Source organism: Dysgonomonas sp. 216 (assembly GCF_010501065.1).
In the GTDB taxonomy this organism is placed as follows: domain Bacteria; phylum Bacteroidota; class Bacteroidia; order Bacteroidales; family Dysgonomonadaceae; genus QVMM01.
Window position 1 is genome coordinate 1 of sequence record NZ_QVMM01000011.1, and the last position, 18,398, is coordinate 18,398.

At 38.9% G+C, this 18,398-nt stretch carries 18 protein-coding genes; 3 read left to right on the forward strand and 15 right to left on the reverse strand.

Going from position 1 to position 18,398, the window contains the following annotated elements; genetic code table 11:
- Positions 1 to 197: hypothetical protein (locus D0T53_RS13470; RefSeq protein WP_221411512.1), on the forward strand; the 197-nt coding region annotated here is incomplete at its 5' end.
- A gap of 250 nt (positions 198 to 447) precedes the next feature.
- Here the strand turns inward: D0T53_RS13470 and D0T53_RS07900 are convergent.
- Positions 448 to 2,034: a peptide chain release factor 3 gene (locus D0T53_RS07900; RefSeq protein WP_163266606.1), complete on the reverse strand. Its 1,587-nt coding sequence runs from the start codon at positions 2,032 to 2,034 to the stop codon at positions 448 to 450.
- Positions 2,035 to 2,249: 215 nt separating this feature from the next.
- Between D0T53_RS07900 and D0T53_RS07905 the strand changes: the two genes are divergently transcribed.
- Positions 2,250 to 2,498 (forward strand): hypothetical protein, encoded by a 249-nt coding sequence (locus D0T53_RS07905; protein WP_163266608.1) that lies wholly within the window; start codon positions 2,250 to 2,252, stop codon positions 2,496 to 2,498.
- Positions 2,499 to 2,627: 129 nt separating this feature from the next.
- Positions 2,628 to 3,401, forward strand: coding sequence for an NUDIX domain-containing protein (locus D0T53_RS07910; RefSeq protein WP_163266610.1), 774 nt, complete (start codon positions 2,628 to 2,630; stop codon positions 3,399 to 3,401).
- A 91-nt stretch (positions 3,402 to 3,492) separates the two neighbouring features.
- Here D0T53_RS07910 and D0T53_RS07915 read toward each other — a convergent pair whose 3' ends face one another.
- The 14 genes from D0T53_RS07915 to pyk form a co-directional block, all read right to left on the reverse strand.
- On the reverse strand, positions 3,493 to 5,088 hold the full coding sequence (locus tag D0T53_RS07915) for an MFS transporter (RefSeq protein ID WP_185152983.1): 1,596 nt from the start codon (positions 5,086 to 5,088) through the stop codon (positions 3,493 to 3,495).
- 26 nt (positions 5,089 to 5,114) lie between these two features.
- Positions 5,115 to 5,786 carry a bifunctional 4-hydroxy-2-oxoglutarate aldolase/2-dehydro-3-deoxy-phosphogluconate aldolase gene (locus tag D0T53_RS07920; protein ID WP_163266612.1) on the reverse strand — a complete coding sequence of 224 codons (672 nt, stop codon included), beginning with the start codon at positions 5,784 to 5,786 and terminating at the stop codon, positions 5,115 to 5,117.
- A gap of 91 nt (positions 5,787 to 5,877) precedes the next feature.
- Positions 5,878 to 6,672 (reverse strand): gluconate 5-dehydrogenase, encoded by a 795-nt coding sequence (locus D0T53_RS07925; RefSeq protein WP_163266614.1) that lies wholly within the window; start codon positions 6,670 to 6,672, stop codon positions 5,878 to 5,880.
- Positions 6,673 to 6,706: 34 nt separating this feature from the next.
- Positions 6,707 to 7,750, reverse strand: coding sequence for a sugar kinase (locus D0T53_RS07930; protein WP_163266616.1), 1,044 nt, complete (start codon positions 7,748 to 7,750; stop codon positions 6,707 to 6,709).
- A 96-nt stretch (positions 7,751 to 7,846) separates the two neighbouring features.
- Complete coding sequence (locus tag D0T53_RS07935; protein ID WP_163266618.1) at positions 7,847 to 8,998, reverse strand: DUF4861 domain-containing protein; 1,152 nt, start codon at positions 8,996 to 8,998, stop codon at positions 7,847 to 7,849.
- A 19-nt stretch (positions 8,999 to 9,017) separates the two neighbouring features.
- Positions 9,018 to 9,860 carry a 5-dehydro-4-deoxy-D-glucuronate isomerase gene (kduI, locus tag D0T53_RS07940; RefSeq protein ID WP_163266620.1) on the reverse strand — a complete coding sequence of 281 codons (843 nt, stop codon included), beginning with the start codon at positions 9,858 to 9,860 and terminating at the stop codon, positions 9,018 to 9,020.
- Positions 9,861 to 10,177: 317 nt separating this feature from the next.
- Complete coding sequence (locus tag D0T53_RS07945; protein WP_163266622.1) at positions 10,178 to 10,414, reverse strand: hypothetical protein; 237 nt, start codon at positions 10,412 to 10,414, stop codon at positions 10,178 to 10,180.
- A gap of 67 nt (positions 10,415 to 10,481) precedes the next feature.
- Positions 10,482 to 12,377 (reverse strand): amidophosphoribosyltransferase, encoded by a 1,896-nt coding sequence (locus D0T53_RS07950; RefSeq protein ID WP_163266624.1) that lies wholly within the window; start codon positions 12,375 to 12,377, stop codon positions 10,482 to 10,484.
- Between the two features lie 171 nt (positions 12,378 to 12,548).
- Entirely contained in the window at positions 12,549 to 13,580 is a 1,032-nt protein-coding gene (locus tag D0T53_RS07955; RefSeq protein ID WP_163266803.1) for an inorganic phosphate transporter, read from the reverse strand.
- Between the two features lie 22 nt (positions 13,581 to 13,602).
- Complete coding sequence (locus tag D0T53_RS07960) at positions 13,603 to 14,250, reverse strand: DUF47 domain-containing protein (protein WP_163266626.1); 648 nt, start codon at positions 14,248 to 14,250, stop codon at positions 13,603 to 13,605.
- Between the two features lie 142 nt (positions 14,251 to 14,392).
- Entirely contained in the window at positions 14,393 to 15,625 is a 1,233-nt protein-coding gene (locus D0T53_RS07965) for an FtsX-like permease family protein (protein WP_163266628.1), read from the reverse strand.
- The gene (gene rbfA, locus D0T53_RS07970) at positions 15,622 to 15,984 is read right to left on the reverse strand and encodes a 30S ribosome-binding factor RbfA (RefSeq protein WP_163266630.1); all 363 of its coding nucleotides are present in this window, start codon (positions 15,982 to 15,984) and stop codon (positions 15,622 to 15,624) included. Before rbfA ends, D0T53_RS07965 begins: the two co-directional genes overlap by 4 nt.
- A gap of 38 nt (positions 15,985 to 16,022) precedes the next feature.
- Positions 16,023 to 16,655 carry an O-methyltransferase gene (locus D0T53_RS07975; protein ID WP_163266632.1) on the reverse strand — a complete coding sequence of 211 codons (633 nt, stop codon included), beginning with the start codon at positions 16,653 to 16,655 and terminating at the stop codon, positions 16,023 to 16,025.
- A gap of 271 nt (positions 16,656 to 16,926) precedes the next feature.
- A complete protein-coding gene (pyk, locus tag D0T53_RS07980; protein ID WP_163266634.1) occupies positions 16,927 to 18,390 on the reverse strand; it encodes a pyruvate kinase in 1,464 nt (487 codons plus the stop codon).
- Positions 18,391 to 18,398: the final 8 nt, after the last annotated feature.

Genomic DNA, 18,398 nt, shown 5'->3' on the forward strand with positions numbered 1-18,398 from the left:
GCGGGTCGCACAGCAGGCGCAGTCTTGATTTTTTGGTTCGTTTTGCATCAAGGCAAAATGAACGAAGGCAAGCATCGGTAAGATGCGCGGCAGTTAAAAGAACAATTACATTTTTAGTTTCCTTTTCCAGCCTTGCATTGAATAATGTTTGGCTTATGGCGGTTAAGTGCCTCTGTATCTGTCTGCAAGGGAAATAGTCAAAACAACCATGCAGAGAACTTTAACTTCAATAATTTACAATTCGTCATCGAAAAACAGGAGGCTTTTGTCAGAATATTCATTGCTTTAAAGGAATAGAGAAGATGCCTCTTCTGTAGGGAACCATAAAGAGGCTAAAACCGTCAGAACTGTCAGGTTTTGCAAAAATGACACAGATAGAGCCCGCAAACAAGGATGTTATTCTACCTTAATAGAATAAGAACGAGGCAGGAAAATAGATATGCGACCTTAAAATTCGGAAGTGAAGTGGAACTTTATGTTCTTAAAGTCTTGTTGCGCCATCATCAACACGTAGTTCGAGTCGGCAAGAAAAACATCACGTCCATCTTTGTCCTTAGCCATATATTGGGCTTTGCGCTTTTTGAATGTTTCCAGTTCGTCTTTGTCGTCGCTTTCAATCCAGCATGCTTTATATAGGCTGATCGACTCCCAGCGGCATTGTGCACCATATTCGTGCAACAGGCGGTACTGAATAACTTCGAATTGCAGTTGTCCTACGGTTCCTATAATCTTGCGTCCGTTAAATTGGTTGACAAACAATTGTGCCACACCCTCGTCCATAAGTTGGTCGATGCCCTTTTGCAGTTGTTTTGTTTTCATTGGGTCGGCATTGTCAATATATTTGAACATCTCGGGCGAGAAACTAGGTAAGCCTTTGAAATGGAGCAGTTCGCCCGAAGTAAGCGTGTCTCCAATTTTGAAAGTCCCCGTGTCGGGCAAACCTATAATATCGCCAGCGAAAGCTTCATCAACAGTCTCTTTTTTCTGAGCCATAAAGGCAGTGGGAGCCGAGAACTTCATCATGCGGTTCAGGCGGATATGCTTGTAGTTTACGTTACGTTCGAACTTACCCGAGCATATCTTCACAAAGGCGATGCACGAACGGTGGTTGGGGTCCATGTTGGCGTGAATCTTGAATATAAAGCCTGTGAAAGCTTCCTCTTCGGGCACCACTACACGCTCTATTGCCTGTATGGGGCGAGGCGAGGGGGCTATCTTCACAAAGCAGTCGAGCAGTTCTTTTACCCCGAAGTTATTCAGTGCCGACCCGAAAAACACGGGAGCAACTTCTCCTTTCAGGTAACGGTCGATATTCAGATCGGGATAAACGCCCTCAATAAGCTCAATGTCTTCACGCAGTTTGGCTGCCAGTTGTTCGCCTATGTGCTTCTCCAGATCGGGGTGTGCTATGTCTTTAAACTCGATAGACTCGGTAACTGTCTGTTTGCTGGGCGTATACAAATCCAGCTTTTCGTCGTATATATTATATACTCCCCTAAACCGTTGCCCACTGTCGATAGGCCAGCTCAAAGGGCGTACTTTTATCTGTAGTTCCTCTTCTACTTCGTCCAGCAAATCGAAGGGGTCTTTACCGTCCCTGTCCATTTTGTTGATGAATACCATAACAGGGGTTTTGCGCATACGGCACACCTCCATCAGCTTTCGGGTTTGGGCTTCCACCCCTTTAGCCGAGTCGATAACGATAATAACACTGTCGACAGCCGTAAGCGTACGGAATGTGTCTTCGGCAAAGTCTTGGTGTCCGGGAGTATCTAAAATGTTTATCTTATGGTTGTTATATTCGAAACCCATTACCGAAGTAGCCACAGATATACCCCGTTGCTTCTCTATCTCCATCCAGTCAGATGTTGCAGTTTTCTTGATCTTGTTCGATTTAACAGCTCCGGCAACGTGTATAGCCCCCCCAAAAAGCAGTAGCTTCTCGGTTAAGGTTGTTTTACCGGCATCGGGGTGGCTAACAATAGCAAACGTACGTCTTCTGTGTATCTCTTTATCAAGCTCAGGATTATTCATCTTTCAAATTTTAAGGTGCAAAGATACTACTTTTTTCATTTCGCCACTATACGAATAAAGCTTGTCTTATAGCAATGAGAATATTATGTTTAGTATATGTGTTAAATGTTTAGATTTTATTAACAAAATGTTTGTTTCAATGATTATGAGTGTATATTTTAATTCCTATATTTGTAATTCACTAATTATATGACATTAATAAACAATTACTAGAAATGAGAAAGTTAATAATATCAACAGTAATGTCATTCGCTCTTCTATTGTCTGTATCAGTAATGGCTCAGGATACTAAACCTGCAAAAAAGGAAGGATCGGCCAAAGCTAAAACCGAATGCCCTAAAAAAGCAGAATGTTCAGAAAAGAAGAAAGCTGAATGCACAAAGAGTACAGAGTGTACAAAAAAAGCAGAATGCAAGAAGGTGGAAAAGAAATCTTGCTGTGCAGCAAAGGCTGATAAAAAATAAATTGGGGTAATACTTCAGTTTAAGATTGTTAGATAAAAGCTAATAATCAATATATTAAGAGAGTACTTCCTCGGGAGTACTTTTCTTAGCTTAGACACACTTGTACCATAAAACTACATTATATTGCTTATGTTAAGAACAGCTTTCGGGTTGTCGGATAGTAAAAATGACTATCTGCCAGGCATTTCTGTCGATTGCGTCATCTTGGGCTTTTTTGAAGGAAGTCTTAGGGTGTTGCTTAATAAATACGATTCTTATGACAAATGGCTTCTACCCGGAGGTCTTGTCTTTCGAGACGAAAGTATAGAGGATGCTGTTGACAGACACCTAAAATCAAGAACCGGATTGAGAGACATATACACTAAGCAATTCTATACATTTGGTGCTCACGACCGTATAAATGTTGAAGAACAAAAAAGCATTATTAATCAATATAATTTACCGGAAGGGTCGGATTGGTTTATCAACAGGTTTGTAGGTATTGGGTATTACGCTTTAGTCGAATATTCGAAAGTTCAGATATATTCTGAAAATGAAGGGGAAACCGTTAGTTGGCACACAATCAACAACCTACCTGCATTATATGCCGACCACAAGCATATTATACAGAAAGCTTTGGATGATATTTATTATCAAATAGGGTTTGTGCCTATAGGTTATGAGTTATTACCGGACAAATTTACAATGCCAGAGCTACGACAGGTATATGAGTCATTCTTAGGAAAAGAACTTGATCGTAGAAACTTTCAACGAAAAATGTTATCTATCGGCTTGTTTGAGAAGTTGAACGAGACACGAAAAGTAGGAGCACATAAAGCTCCTAACCTCTATTCGTTCAATAAGGAAAGATATACTGAAGCTCTAAATCAAGGACTTCAGTTAATAGATTGGAAGTTCTCTTAAAAGAGAAAAAGCTTGCTGTAAAGCACAGTTTATATACAATAAAACGGGTAACCCAAAGGTTACCCGTTTTATTGTAATATCGTGATTTAGACTAATCTAAATCTGTAATAGGTTTATACTTCGGTACGAGTATTTTCATCACAACCCACCCAATAAGATAGGCTACGGCACAGATTGAAAATATGATCATATAACCCGAATTTATACCATCAACAACGGTTTCACCCGATTTAGCGAGCATTCTCAAAAACTCTTCGAGATTAGAAACATTATGTTCTTTAAGTAATGCTTCTGTTGCTTCTTTAGTTTGGAATTGCGGATATTTGTCGAGTAAAGCTTCTCCGTTTATAGTACTCCAACTCTTTTGCGTAAAATCGAACAGTTTCCCCGATCCTTTATTGATAAGGAATGAACCAATACCTCCGGCCATACCTCCAATACCTGTAATAGTGGCAATTGCTTTTTTGGGGAACATGTCTCCAATAGTAGAGAATATATTTGCCGACCAAGCCTGATGTGCTGCTCCTGCAATACCAATTATAATAACAGGAACCCAATAAGATATGTGACCTAATGGTTGAGCCAAAAGTGCCAATAATGGGAAGAATGCGAATATTAACATCGCTTTCATACGCCCTGCATACGGATTCATCTTCTTTTTATCTACAAAATACGATGGTAACCAGCCTCCGATAATGGATAGCAGAGTTATTAGATAAAGAACAAATATAGCTAACTGTCCTTCTGTATCTGACGATTTTATGTCATAAACCGAACTTAAATAAGCCGGAGCCCAGAACAGGAAGAACCACCATACTCCGTCTGTCATAAATTTTCCAAAGGCAAAAGCCCATGTTTGACGGTAGCGGAATGCTTCTTTGAACGATATCTTTTTTGATTCCTGAGCCTTTTCAACTTCTTCTTCAACAGGGTCTGTCGAATCCAGATCGGATTGTATATAAGCTAACTCTGCTTTGTTTACTTTAGGATGTTTCTCTGGTTTGTTATAGATAAAGGTCCAGAATCCCATCCACACAAAACCGAGGGCACCAATAATAATAAAGGACATTTCCCATCCCCAATGTTCAGCTATTACAGGAATGGTTACCGGTGCAGCTAGTGCTCCGACCGTAGCTCCCGCATTAAAGATACTGGTAGCGTAAGCTCTGTCTTTTTTAGGGAAGTATTCGGCTGTAGCTTTTATGGCGGCAGGAAAGTTTCCGGCTTCACCTATAGCTAAAACAAAACGGGCTATGATAAATAGAACAACACTAACACTAGCCACACGTCCTACATTTTGCACAGCTCCAATAGCTTCGCGAGCTCCTTCAAAACCAACAAACCATTCTCCTGCTACAATACCAGAGGTTGCGATACCACAAAATGCGTGAATTACAGCTCCAATCGACCATACGCCGATAGCCCATAAGAATCCTTTCTTTGTATCCATCCAGTCGACAAACTTTCCGGCAAATAGCATACCAACAGCATAGAAAATAGAGAACAATGCTGTAATTGTTCCATAGTCGTCATTGGTCCAATGAAACTCGGGAGAGATAAAGTCCTTCCACGTCAGAGAAAGAACCTGACGATCGAGGTAGTTGATTGTTGTAGCAAAAAATAACATAGAACAGATTACCCATCTGTAATTTGTCATTCTATTGCCTTCTTGTTTAAGTAAATTCATGTTTTAATTGGTATTTTGATTAAAGATTATTTGTTCCTTATTTTGGCAATAATACCAAATGCATCTTTACACATTTGAGTTATCTTACCCCAGTCTTTAGCAGCTATTACCTCTTTAGGGAATAGGTTCGACCCCATGCCAACGCAAGTAACTCCGGCGCTAAACCATTTCGATAGGTTTTCTTCTGTAGGCGTTACTCCACCTGTAACCATTATATTAGACCAAGGCATTGGAGCCTTAACCCCTTTCACAAAAGCCGGTCCCATAACATCGCCCGGAAATACTTTTACCAGTTCTGCTCCTAACTCCTGAGCCAAACCTACTTCTGATACCGATCCACATCCGGGAACATATGCTACCTGACGGCGGTTACATGCTTTAAATATTTCGGGATTTAATAGTGGGCCTACAATAAAATTAGCGCCAAGTTGAAGATAAAGAGATGCTGTACCCGGATCAACAACCGAGCCTATTCCCAATATCATCTCTGGGCATTCTTTTGCAGCCCATTTATTTAGTTCTCCAAATATTTCGTGGGCAAAATCACCCCTGTTTGTAAATTCAAACGCTCTGACTCCGCCTTCATAGCAAGCTTTAAGTACTTGTTTAGATACTTCCAGATCATTATGATAGAAAACAGGAACCATTCCGGTTTCTGCTATTGTCTGACATACTTGTATACGTGTAAATCGTGCCATTTTATATATCTATAATTAATAACAAGAGCCAATATACCAATTTGCAATCGGTATATCGGCATACATGTCTTTTGTTATTCTGTTTTTATTATCAAGGTTGCTTTCCTATATAAGCTAAAATTCCACCATCGACATATAATACATGTCCGTTAACAAAGTTAGAGGCTTCCGAAGCAAGAAATACTGCCGGACCTGCCAGATCTTCGGGGTTTCCCCAGCGAGCTGCCGGAGTTTTAGCAATAATGAAAGAATCGAACGGATGACGAGATCCATCGGCTTGCTTTTCGCGTAAAGGTGCGGTTTGGGGTGTTGCTATATAACCGGGGCCGATACCATTACATTGAATGTTATATTCGCCGTATTCAGAAGCTATATTACGGGTAAGCATTTTAAGACCTCCTTTGGCTGCAGCATAAGCCGAAACTGTTTCGCGTCCAAGCTCACTCATCATCGAACAAATGTTAATGATTTTTCCTGCTCCTTTTTTTATCATGTTAGGTATTACCGCTTTAGCAACAATGAATGGCGCATTTAAATCAACATCGATAACTTGACGGAATTCGTCTGCACTCATTTCAATCATTGGTATACGTTTGATTATCCCTGCATTGTTTACAAGAATATCAATAACGCCTACTTCTTTTTCGATTTGTTTTACCATTGAATTAACCTGATCTTCGTTTGTTACGTCACAAACATATCCGTTAACTTCAAGTCCAATTTCTTTGTATGCGGCAACACCTTTGTCTACAAATTCTTGTTTTAAATCGTTGAAAACGATTTTAGCACCAGCTTTTCCAAGAGCAGAAGCTATAGAAAAGCCTATTCCGTAAGAAGCACCTGTAATCAGGGCAACTTTACCTTCTAATGAAAATTGATTAGTCATTTTTTTGTTTTTTTATATGCATTTATTGTATTTATTAGCGGGAAACACGTCCTGAACCATCGCCTTTCATCAGGTTTTCAACCTCGGCAACTGTAACTAAATTAAAGTCGCCATAAATGGTGTGTTTCAAACATGATGCAGCAACTGCAAATTCAAGCGCTTTTTGGTCGTCGTTAGGATAGCTTATCAAACCATAAATAAGACCGCCCATAAACGAGTCGCCACCACCTACACGATCAACAATGTGTGTGATGTCGTAACGTTTCGACTGGTATAGCTTATCCGAATATAAACATCCTCCCCATGTATTATGGTTTGCATTAATTGAACCGCGAAGTGTAATGATAACTTTCTTCGCACGAGGGAAACGTTTCATTAACTGAGTACAAACCGATTCAAATTCGGCAGCATTAACTTCTCCTCCTGTATGTGCAACATCAAAACCTTCGGGTTTGATTCCAAATACTTTCTCTGCATCTTCTTCGTTTCCTAATATAATGTCGCAACCTTCAACTAATGCAGGCATTATTTCCGATGCAGTTTTTCCGTATTTCCAAAGGTTTTTGCGGTAGTTTAGGTCGGTAGATACAGTAACTCCCATTTCGTTTGCTATTTTAATAGCTTCGAGACATGCATCTGCTGCACCTTGAGACAACGCTGGCGTAATTCCCGTCCAATGAAACCATTTAGCATCTTTGAACAGTTCGCGCCAATTAATCATACCGGGTTTTATATCTGCGATAGCCGAATTAGCACGGTCGTAAACAACTTTCGATGCACGGGCTACAGCTCCTGTTTCGAGGAAATAGATACCTACACGATCACCTCCGCGAACTATATTATTAACCCCCACATTATATTTTCTAAGGTCTGATATACACCATTCGGCAATATCATTATTTGGTAGCCTTGTTACAAAATCGGTTGGAATTCCATAATTTGATAATGAAACGGCTACGTTTGCTTCTCCTCCTCCAAATGTAGCATTCAGATTTGTTGATTGAATAAATCTTTGATAACCGGGAGTTGCCAAACGCAACATTATTTCTCCAAAAGTTACTACTTTTTTCTTTTCCATGTTTTTATTTATATGATGTATTAAAGTTAAGTCTCTTATATTAGATAAAGGTCGATAATCTGCCGTATATAAGCAGGTTATCAACCTTTTTTTATCTTAATATTTTACTGCAAGCGGCTGTTTAAGTGCTTTTGCAAAATTGGATGTATAAACTTCGAAATCGTTAAGCGTAGGAAAACCAAACTTAGACCATCCATATCCTGTGTAATATGTAACAGGAGAATCTGGCTGATAAGTAGCTACAGCTAAAACATGAGAATATAAATCTGGTTTTTGAGTTTTAGGGTTCATTATTGCATATGTATCAATAACATCCTTGTCGAAGTTTTCAGGAAACACAAGTGCCAGGTAAATGTTATCAGCTTTACTGCTTTTAGGTTCAGCATATACAATATAATCTTTTGCGGCAGAAACTATAATAGAATCGTTTTCGCGTTTAACCAATCCTGCAGCAACAGCTATAGGTGTTTTCAGATTACCATACGATTGCACTACTTTCGATAGTTGAGAACCTGCATCTATCGATATTGTGCGGCTTTCGCTATATGTTTGTCCATCAACTGTTATGTCTTTATATACAAGTTTAAAGGTTGTGCGCAACGGGCCATTTTCCAGAACTTCTTGAGAGGCATAATTTTCGTTCAACCAAAGCGAATCATTTACATAAGGTGCCATAGCTCCGGCTCCAAGAGTTCGTCCTACTTTATAATCATCCAAGCCTTCTCCATGATCTTCGTGATACGAAGCTTTTCCGGCCAAGTCGTCTTTATACCATTTGTCGATAATTAAAGCGTTAGTACGTTTAAACCATGCGTCAAAGCCGTTGCTTGGGCCGTCAGATGCAATCAGAGACGGACCATATGCACGGAATGCCACGCGGTCGTTCTCCCATGCAAAATCATCTTTACGTTCTTGAATGAATCGTCCGAATGTTTTTGCTTCAAAAGTTTCGATTGCTCCTGCTTTAATAGTGAATGTTCCGGTTTCTCCGGCTTTCAAATTACCTTGAAAAATTAGTTTACCGTCAAAAGTTACCTGAGACGGAATAATCTCTCCTGCTTGGTTTACAACCTGATAAACCTGTCCTTCTGCTAAATCTACTTTTGCTTTGATAGCATCAACAGGCACTTCTACCATTTCGACAGTACGGTCGAAATCGCTGGGATTTTCAACTGTAATCTTCATCTCTTTGGGTGCACAAGATGCAAGTAATGCTGCAACAGCAAACAGTGCAAAATATTTTCTCATAGAATTTATATTTAGGTGTTTATTTCAATTTGTCAGCTGTAAAAGTATCCATGTCGTCATAGTCAAGATTCTCGCCACACATAGCCCAAATAAAAGTGTAATTGCTTGTTCCGGCTGCCGAGTGAATTGACCACGAAGGAGATATTACGGCTTGTTCATTTCCCATAAATATATGGCGTGTTTCTTGAGGTTCGCCCATGAAGTGGCATACCGATTGCTTTTCGGGAACTTTAAAGTAAAAGTAAGCTTCCATTCTGCGCGAATGTGTATGCGGAGGCATAGTGTTCCAAACGCTTCCTGTTTTCAATTCGGTCATACCCATTTGTAACTGACAGCAAGGTACTATTTCGCTTAATATGATTTGATTAAGTAAACGCTCGTTTGATGTTTCTGGCGAACCTAAATCGCGGGTACGTCTCATTTCTGACGTTATTTGTGCAGTTGGGTATGCTTTATGTGCAGGCGACGATGCGAAGTAAAATTTAGCAGGATATAAGTGGTCTTTACTTTTAAAGATAACTTCTTTCGATCCACGTCCAACATAAACAGCATCTTTAAAACCTAATTCGTAATCTTTACCGTCAACAGTAACAATGCCTTCGCCTTCGATACAGATAATACCAAGTTCACGTCTTTCGCAGAAATATTCTGAACGAATAAGATCGACAGTTTCCAGTTTTAAGTCTTCTTTTACAGGTAGTGCTCCACCAATAATAAGACGATCGTTGTGAGTATAGGTCATCAACACCTCGTCTGCTGCAAAAAGCTTTTCAACTAAAAACTCTTTACGTAATTGTGTGGTATCATATTTTTTTACATCATTGGGATGAGTTCCCCAACGTTCTTCAATTGTAGTTTTCATATGCTTTGCTTATTTTATTGTTTAATATGTTGCTAATTTTCAGTAATATACTCCTTTTAGTCTTTTCATAACACTATAGCCGTTGATATTGTTTTCTATCAACTAAATAAGATTGTGGAGAAGTTATTTTATTCACAAAATATCAAGTTTTTGTTACAGAATACCTGATATTTGTTTATTCGGGTATACAAACGTATAGTTTTTAGTACAAGTTTACAAATCTAAATATCGGAAAAGGTTATAATAAGTGTGTATTTTACAATATTTAACTATGTGTTTATTCTAATTTACGTCCTCGTATTCTGTTGTGATTTTTATCAATATGAACAGTCATGTCTGCTGCATCCGATTTTATAACAGGTTGTATAAATCGGGGTGTATTCATTGTAGTCGTCCTCTATTAATTGGTCAATATCTTCTTCCGACCATTCGTGAAAAACTTCCGACCATGAATAATCATCCTGAATACTTTCGCATTCCCAACAATAAACATCTTCGTGCCCGCAAGTTGAATATGAAAGTAATATTAACGAGATAATAAATGCTTTTCCCATAATGTGTTGCAAATAAATTACTAATTTAGCAAATATACAAACATAAGAAAAAACTTGGCTCAAAAAATCAATAAGATCTAAGGCCTATTCCTTCTATGTAGTTAAGAAACGCCGTATTTACCATTCTGTTTCCTCCCGGGGTAGGGTAGTTTCCTGAGAAATACCAATCTCCTTTATGATTAGGGCAGGCTTTATGTAAATTTTCGATTGACTGAAACACTAATTTAACTTCGGCTTGAGTTCCTTCCGGAGTGAGCATTTCGGCTATCTTTTGTGATATTTGCTCATCGGTAAACGGAGCGTATATTTCTTTTACATAGTTTACAATCTGCTCTTTGGGCTTATGGCGTTGTTCAGCAGATTTTCGATGTACTCTGCTGATAATATCTTGCAATCCTTTTTCTTGCAATAATTCTATTGCTGCCCTGAATGCGGCAAATTCGGTCATTCGCGACATGTCAATACCATAGCAGTCGGGGTAACGAATTTGAGGAGAAGACGATGCGATTACAATTTTTTTAGGGTGAAGCCTGTCTAGTATTTTTATAATGCTCTGTTTTAGGGTGGTGCCTCTGACGATGCTATCGTCAATAACTACCAGATTGTCTTTATACGGAATAATAGAGTTGTATGTAACATCATATACATGAGCCGCGAGATCGTCGCGTTGCCCATCCTGAGCAATAAACGTCCGAAGCTTAATGTCTTTAATGGCTACTTTCTCGCTTCTTACTTTCATCGATAGGATATGTTGAAGCTCGTCTTCCGAAATGGAGCTTCCACATTTTTTTATCTTCTCTAACTTTATGTCGTTCAGGCAATCCGAAAGTCCTTCGGTCATACCGAAAAAAGCAACCTCTGCCGTGTTTGGAATAAACGAAAATACAGTATTCTCCAAATCGTTATCAACGGTATCAAGTATGTTTGGTATAAGTAGTTTTCCCAGTTCTTTCCGTTCTTTGTATATATCGGCGTCCGAACCTCGTGAAAAATAGATGCGCTCGAAAGAGCAGGGAGCAACATCTCTCTTTTCTTGGATTTGAGGAAACGAAAGTGTTCCGTCTTTTTTTATAACGATAGCTTGTCCGGGTTCGAGTTCGTGGATGGCTTCGGCATCCAGATTCATGGTTGTTTGAATAACAGGACGCTCCGAGGCTACAACAACAATTTCGTCGTCGTAATAGTAAAATGCGGGACGTATTCCCCACGGATCACGAAAGGCAAAGGCATCGCCACAACCTATAAGTCCACTGATAACAAAGCCTCCATCCCATTTCTTGCTTGCTGAATTAAGCATGAAAGGTACATCTAGGTTTTTTTCTATAATATTATTGAGCTCCTGTCCTTTTATATCGGAATCTTTACCATATTTATCAAATTGGTATTGTACTTCACGATCAAGATAATGCCCTAAGGTTTCTAATAAAACAAACGTATCGGCATAATCTCTTGGGTGTTGCCCTTGGTTCAGCAAATCGTTGAACAGTTCGTCTACGTTTGTCATGTTAAAGTTTCCGGCTAAGGCTATATTTCTCGATTTCCAGTTGTTTCTTCTTAAAAACGGGTGTACGTAAGAAATGCCTTCCTTGCCTGTTGTGCTGTAACGTAAGTGTCCTAAAAATAATTCTCCGGCAAAAGGTAAACTTTCTTTTGCATATAATGAGTCATGTAAACGCTCGGCGGGTTCTTGTTCGAAGTTTTTATATACGTTGGCAAATATTTCGGATATGGCCCCCGATCCGGTTGCTCTTTCCCTGAATATGAATTCGCTGCCAGGTTTGCTTTCGAGTTTAACAACTGCTAATCCTGCACCTTCTTGCCCCCGGTTGTGTTGCTTTTCCATTAGCAGATATAGTTTGTTTAACCCATACTGCCATGTTCCGTATTTTTTTTGGTAATATTCGAGAGGCTTTAATAGCCTTATCATTGCTATACCACACTCATGCTTTAATGCTTCTGTCATATTCTTTTGCCCTATAAATTGAAGATTCCGGATTTCTTTTGCAAAATTCTTTTACAAAGATAATATAGTGCCACCAAATGTTAGATAACCATTCTGTTTCAAATTCTTATAAACTGTTTAATATATAAAAAGGCTTCACCTGTTATAGATAAAAGCCTTTGCTATTTTTGTTTATAAGATAAATTTTAGAACCCAGTAAAAAAATGCAGCGAGTAAACTGCTCACCGGTATTGTTATTGTCCATGCAACCAGTAAATCTTTTGTTATACCCCAACGTACGGCCGATAAACGTTTTACCGAACCAACTCCGATTATACTCCCCGATATCACATGGGTTGTACTAACGGGTACATGCAGCATTTCGGAAATAAATAGGGTTATAGATCCGGCGGTTTGCGCACAAAAACCTTCGAGAGGTGTAATTTTGGTAATACGATTACCCATGGTTTTCATTATTTTCCAACCGCCCGACATTGTTCCAAGGGCTATGGCTGTAAAACATGATAGGGGAATCCATTCCGGCATATTATCCATATTCTCCATATACATCCAGCTGGGCAGATCGGGTATTGTACGGTTGGCAATAAGTGCGGCAGCTATAATACCCATCACTTTTTGAGAATCGTTTAGCCCATGGCCTATACTCAATAATGCCGAGGATAAAAGCTGAAGCCCTTTAAACCATCTGTCGGCTTTTCCCGGACGCACATTACGCATAGCATAAAGGGTTATTATGGTAATGATATTTCCGGCAATCATACCTATAAGAGGAGCTAAAAATATAAAGAGTACAATGATACTAACAGTTTCCATGTGTACCGATTGAAACCCGGCTCCGGCAATAGCAGCCCCGCCAAATCCTCCGATAAGTGTATGTGACGACGATGAGGGTATTCCAAACCACCATGTTATAAGATTCCATGTTATGGCGGCAATAATTCCGGCTATAATAATATGCGATGTTATAAATTCAGATTCTACTGTTTTAGCCACTGTGTTGGCTATGCTGTCGCCAAACCCGCCGAGAAAATGTACTGCTATAAAGTATGCTACAAAATTAAAGAATGCAGCCCAAATAACAGCTTGGGTGGGAGTCAGTACTTTTGTTGAAACAACAGTTGCAATGGAATTGGCGGCGTCGTGAAAGCCGTTTATGAAGTCGAAAATGAGAGCGAGAACAATAATAATAATTAATAGTGTCAATTCCATCGGGTTGCTGGTGTTATTATGCGTATTTCACTATTATTTGTTTTATTATCTTTCCAACTGTTTCGGCCATATCTGTTGCTTTTTCCAGTTCGTGAAGAATATCTTTAAGCTTTATTACCTCTATGGCATCTTTTTCGTTTTCGAACAGGTCGATAAGGAAATGCTCATATACATCGTCGGCCTCGTGTTCTATATCTTTCAATCGCTGACAGTATTCTGTGATTTTCACGGGATTTTTCTTCAACCTGTCAAGCTCGCCCACAGCAAGGGTAATGCAGTCTGCCGCATCTTTTACCAGCTGAGCCAGTTGCGTGGCACTCTCGGGTATGTATTTCGGGCTGTATAGCATTATACGTTTGGCACAACTGTTTACATTGTCGGCAACGTTATCCATAATGCTCGAAAGGTGGTTAATATCTTCCCTGTCGAAAGGTGTGATAAAACTAATATTCAACTCTTCGAATATTTTGTTTTGAATGACATCACACTCCAATTCTTTTTCTTTAATTTTTTTGTAGAGATCTACAGCTTCTTGGTGAGTTGATGCTTTTGTACACTCAATCATAAGTGCCGATTCGAGAGATATAGATTCAGCCATTTCGCTGAGCAATAGAAAGAATTTATTCTCTTTAGGAAGAAATCTGTCGAATATACTGTTTTTCATACAGTTGGTTGATATTACTCCTTTTTTTGTTGTTTTTATGCGATTTTGCAACATAGGGTTGTCAAAAAAGCTTTGCAAATATAAAAGAAAATAGATAAAAACCGAAAATATTTAACGTAAATATGGTGTCTATTTTTCAATATCAAACATCATTACCTGTCAGATACCTCTTTAAACTATTGGTGGGATATAATACCGCAAGAAACCCAATAACTGAAACAGTTATGAATATGTATAGGATATCAAGAAATTGTACTTCTACAGGATAAACATCTATAACAAATGTTCCGGCGGTTTGCCCCAATTTTAATAAGCCGAATTTTTCTTGCAGAAAACATAGTATCAACCCCAGTACTAATCCGGCAATAGCACCCATGAAACTGATGAGCCAGCCTTCGAGCCTGAATATGGAAACTATAAGGTTATTATTTGCCCCCATCTTGCGTAAAATATTTATATCTTCTCTTTTATCGAGAATCAGCATCGATAGAGAACCTATTATATTGAATACAGCTATAATAAGTATGAATAGCAGGATAAGGTATGTCATCCATTTTTCGATATTTACCATCTTAAATGATTCTTCTTGTTGCTCGAAGCGGTCTTGAACAAGGAAATTATCTCCCAGAATCATTTTTATTTTTTCTTTCACAGCCTTAACTTCGTTTGGATCCTTTAGTTTTATCTCAAGCGAAGAGACTTCTTTGTCGTAGCGGAACAATTCGCGAGCTAATTCTAAAGATATAAAGAGCAGGTTTTCATCGTATTTGGCCTGATAAAGCGCAAATGCTCCGGCTGGAAATACCGAACGCACAGTGAATGCCGATGAGGGGTTTGCTAAATTAACTTTCACATCGCGTTTTGGCGCATGTATTTCAATAGGTGCTATAAAATTTGCCCGGGCGCCTAGGTTTGCGGCTAAACCGGCTCCGATTACTCCAAACTGAACATCGCCGTCTTTCAACATAAAATTGCCATCGAGTATAATACTGTGAGTATCGGTCATGTTTATAAATTCGGGCGATACACCTTTTACTAAACCCGTTGCTTGACGATCTTCGTATTTTATCATGGCATACTCTTCGAGCGATTCGCAGACAATGGCAATTTCGTCCAGAGCTTTTACTTTTAGTATTCTTTCGTCGGCAGGATCGAAAACTTTTCCTTTGTCTGCCATTATCTTGAGTTCGGGATCGATGGCACTAAACGATTTAACCACAATGCCTGTGAATCCATTAAATACCGATAGCGCGCATACCATTGCCATTGTAGCAATCGTGATACCGCACACCGAAATAAGAGAAATTACATTAATGGCATTGTGCGATTTTTTTGCAAACAAATATCGTTTGGCTATGTATAACGACAGGTTCAATCTTCTTTGTCTTTTGGTTTATTTCCCGATTGAAGTAGTTTGTCTATATTTTCAAGATAGTCGAGCGAGTCGTCGATATAAAAGGCTAATTCAGGAATAACCCTCAACTGTTTTCCTACACGTTGTCCTAAATCGAAACGTATAGCTTTCACATTTGCCTTAATGTTTTCGAGTAGTTCTTTTCCTTTTTCCGAAGGGAATATACTGAGGTAGGTTTTAGCCAAACCTAAATCGGGGCTTACCCTTACGGCGCTAACCGAAATTAATACCCCTTGCATTTGTTTTGTTTGCAATAAAAAGATATCACCTAATTCTTTCTGAATAAGGCGGCTTATTTTTTGTTGTCTTGTACTTTCCATCTTTTATACTATTATTGCACAAATATAGTGCTTATATATCACTTTTTCCAAATCAAAGTTAAGCCGTCGCGTATAGGCAATATTACTTTCTCTACCCGATTGTCTTTTACCAGCATATCGTTAAACTCTAATATTCCTAAAGTTTGCTTGTCGGTGTGGTGTGGTGTTTCCAGAACCTTTCCGTCCCACAGCGTATTGTCGGCTATAATTAGGCCTCCTTGTCGCACTTTGTCAAATATCATATTGTAATATTCTATGTAGTGACGCTTGTTTGCATCAATAAAAACCATGTCGAACATACAATTAATGTCGGGAATTATCTGTGCGGCATCGCCTATATGCAAATGAATCTTATCTTTTAGTTTCGATTTATACAGATGCTTTTTTATAAAGTCTTCTAATTCGTCGTTTATTTCTATTGTATGGATTTCTGCGTCGTCGGCAGCGCCTTCGGCAAGGCATAAGGCTGAATAACCGGTATAGGTTCCTATCTCTAAAATAAATTTAGGTTGCAACAGGCGGCAAAACATTTTCAATATTTTCCCCTGCAAATGTCCTGACAACATACGGGGACGAAGCAAATTTACATGAGCATCCCTGTCGAGTTGTTTCAGTATTTCACTCTCTTCGTCAATGTGGTCGAGTATGTATTTTTCTAAAAGGTTATTCATAACTTAAGTAAAAGTGCAAAGTTATCTTTTGAATTTGTGAAATCAAAAGAAGCTTAGCTTTTTTGACTTTAATATGTAATTGTAATTCTATTAATGTAGAATTGAAGGCTTGTTGTAAAGGTTTCTGGAGCCTGTTTTTGCTAAAACCTGACATTCCTGACAGGTTTTAGCAAAAAACAAAACGCCGATTACTTTTGTGTATAAAACAAATAGATGGCAAGCTAAATATAGCTGCCATCTATTTTTGTATATTATATAGATAAATCTATAATTAATCTACCGGTACTTCAAAGCCGTCTTTTGAGTCAACAACTCTTCCTACACCGTTAATTTCAAGGAATGATGTTCCTTTGCCTTCGCCGAACGAACCACTAAGATAAGCAACAAGATCGTCTTTTTTTATCGATCCTTTGTCAAGGAGAGAGTTTAATGCTTTAAGGAAATACTCTTTGTGTTTGTGAGTAGTGTATCCTGTCGACTCTTGGAATGAAGCGGCAACACCGTAACATACCGAAAGATGACGCATTACATGCTCGTCGCAACATACTGCATATACCGGAGCTTTACTGCGGAAAGCAGCTAGTGTGCGTGCTGTACGGCCTGTGAAGCTGTCGGTAATAATAGCGCTAAGTCCAAGTTGGCTTGCAGCTTTTACTGCTTGTTTCGAAAGGAATGAAGTTGTGTCGTATTCCGAGTCTTTAAAAGGTACAGGAATAGCTTTTTCTTGTAGCTTAGATTGTTCTGTAGTAGCACAAATTTTAGCCATAGCACGTACAGCCTCAACCGGATATTTACCATAAGCAGTTTCTCCACTTAACATCACAGCATCAGTTCCGTAATATACAGCATTAGCAATATCGGTAACTTCGGCACGTGTTGGGCGTGGGTTCTCTATCATTGTATGCAACATTTGAGTAGCTACAATAACAGGTTTTTTATATTCTACAGCTTTACGGATTAGTAAACGTTGTATAGCTGGAATGTTTTCCTGAGGTACTTCGATACCAAGGTCTCCACGTGCAACCATAACACCATATGCTGTTTCGAAAATTTCGTCAATATTATCAACACCTTCCTGATTTTCAATTTTAGCAATAATCTTCATCGGGCTGTTGTGCTCGTCAAGAATTTTTTGAACATCAAGAACGTCTTGTCTGTTTCTAACAAAAGAGTGAGCTATAAAGTCAGCATTGTTTGCGATAGCTATCTCAATGCTTCTTTTGTCTTTCGCTGTAATAGAAGGAAGATTTACGCTAACTCCGGGTATGTTTACGCTTTTGCGGCTACCTATAGTACCATCGTTTTGCACTTCGCAAACAAGATATTCAGCTGTTTTATCAATAACAGACAAAGCAGTTTCACCATCATCGATCAATAAAGTTGAGCCAACAGGTACGTCTGCAACAATGCTAGGATAAGATGTAGATATTTGTTCAGGAGTCGACAAAAAGTTGATGTCGCCAATAACTCTTAGTTTGTCTCCTGTTTTAACCTTAATTTTCTCGCCGCTTGCAGTTGCAGTTGTACGGATTTCAGGACCCTTAGTATCCATCATGATACCGATAGTGTTAGATACTGCTCTAACATTTGTCATTACTTTCACGAACCCTTCTTCCGTCATGTGGGCAGAGTTCATTCTGACTACGTTGATGCCTTCTTCGTAAAGCGATTTGATAAAATCTACATCACAACGCATGTCTGAGATTGTAGCTACAATTTTTGTTTTCTTAAACATAAAAGTGG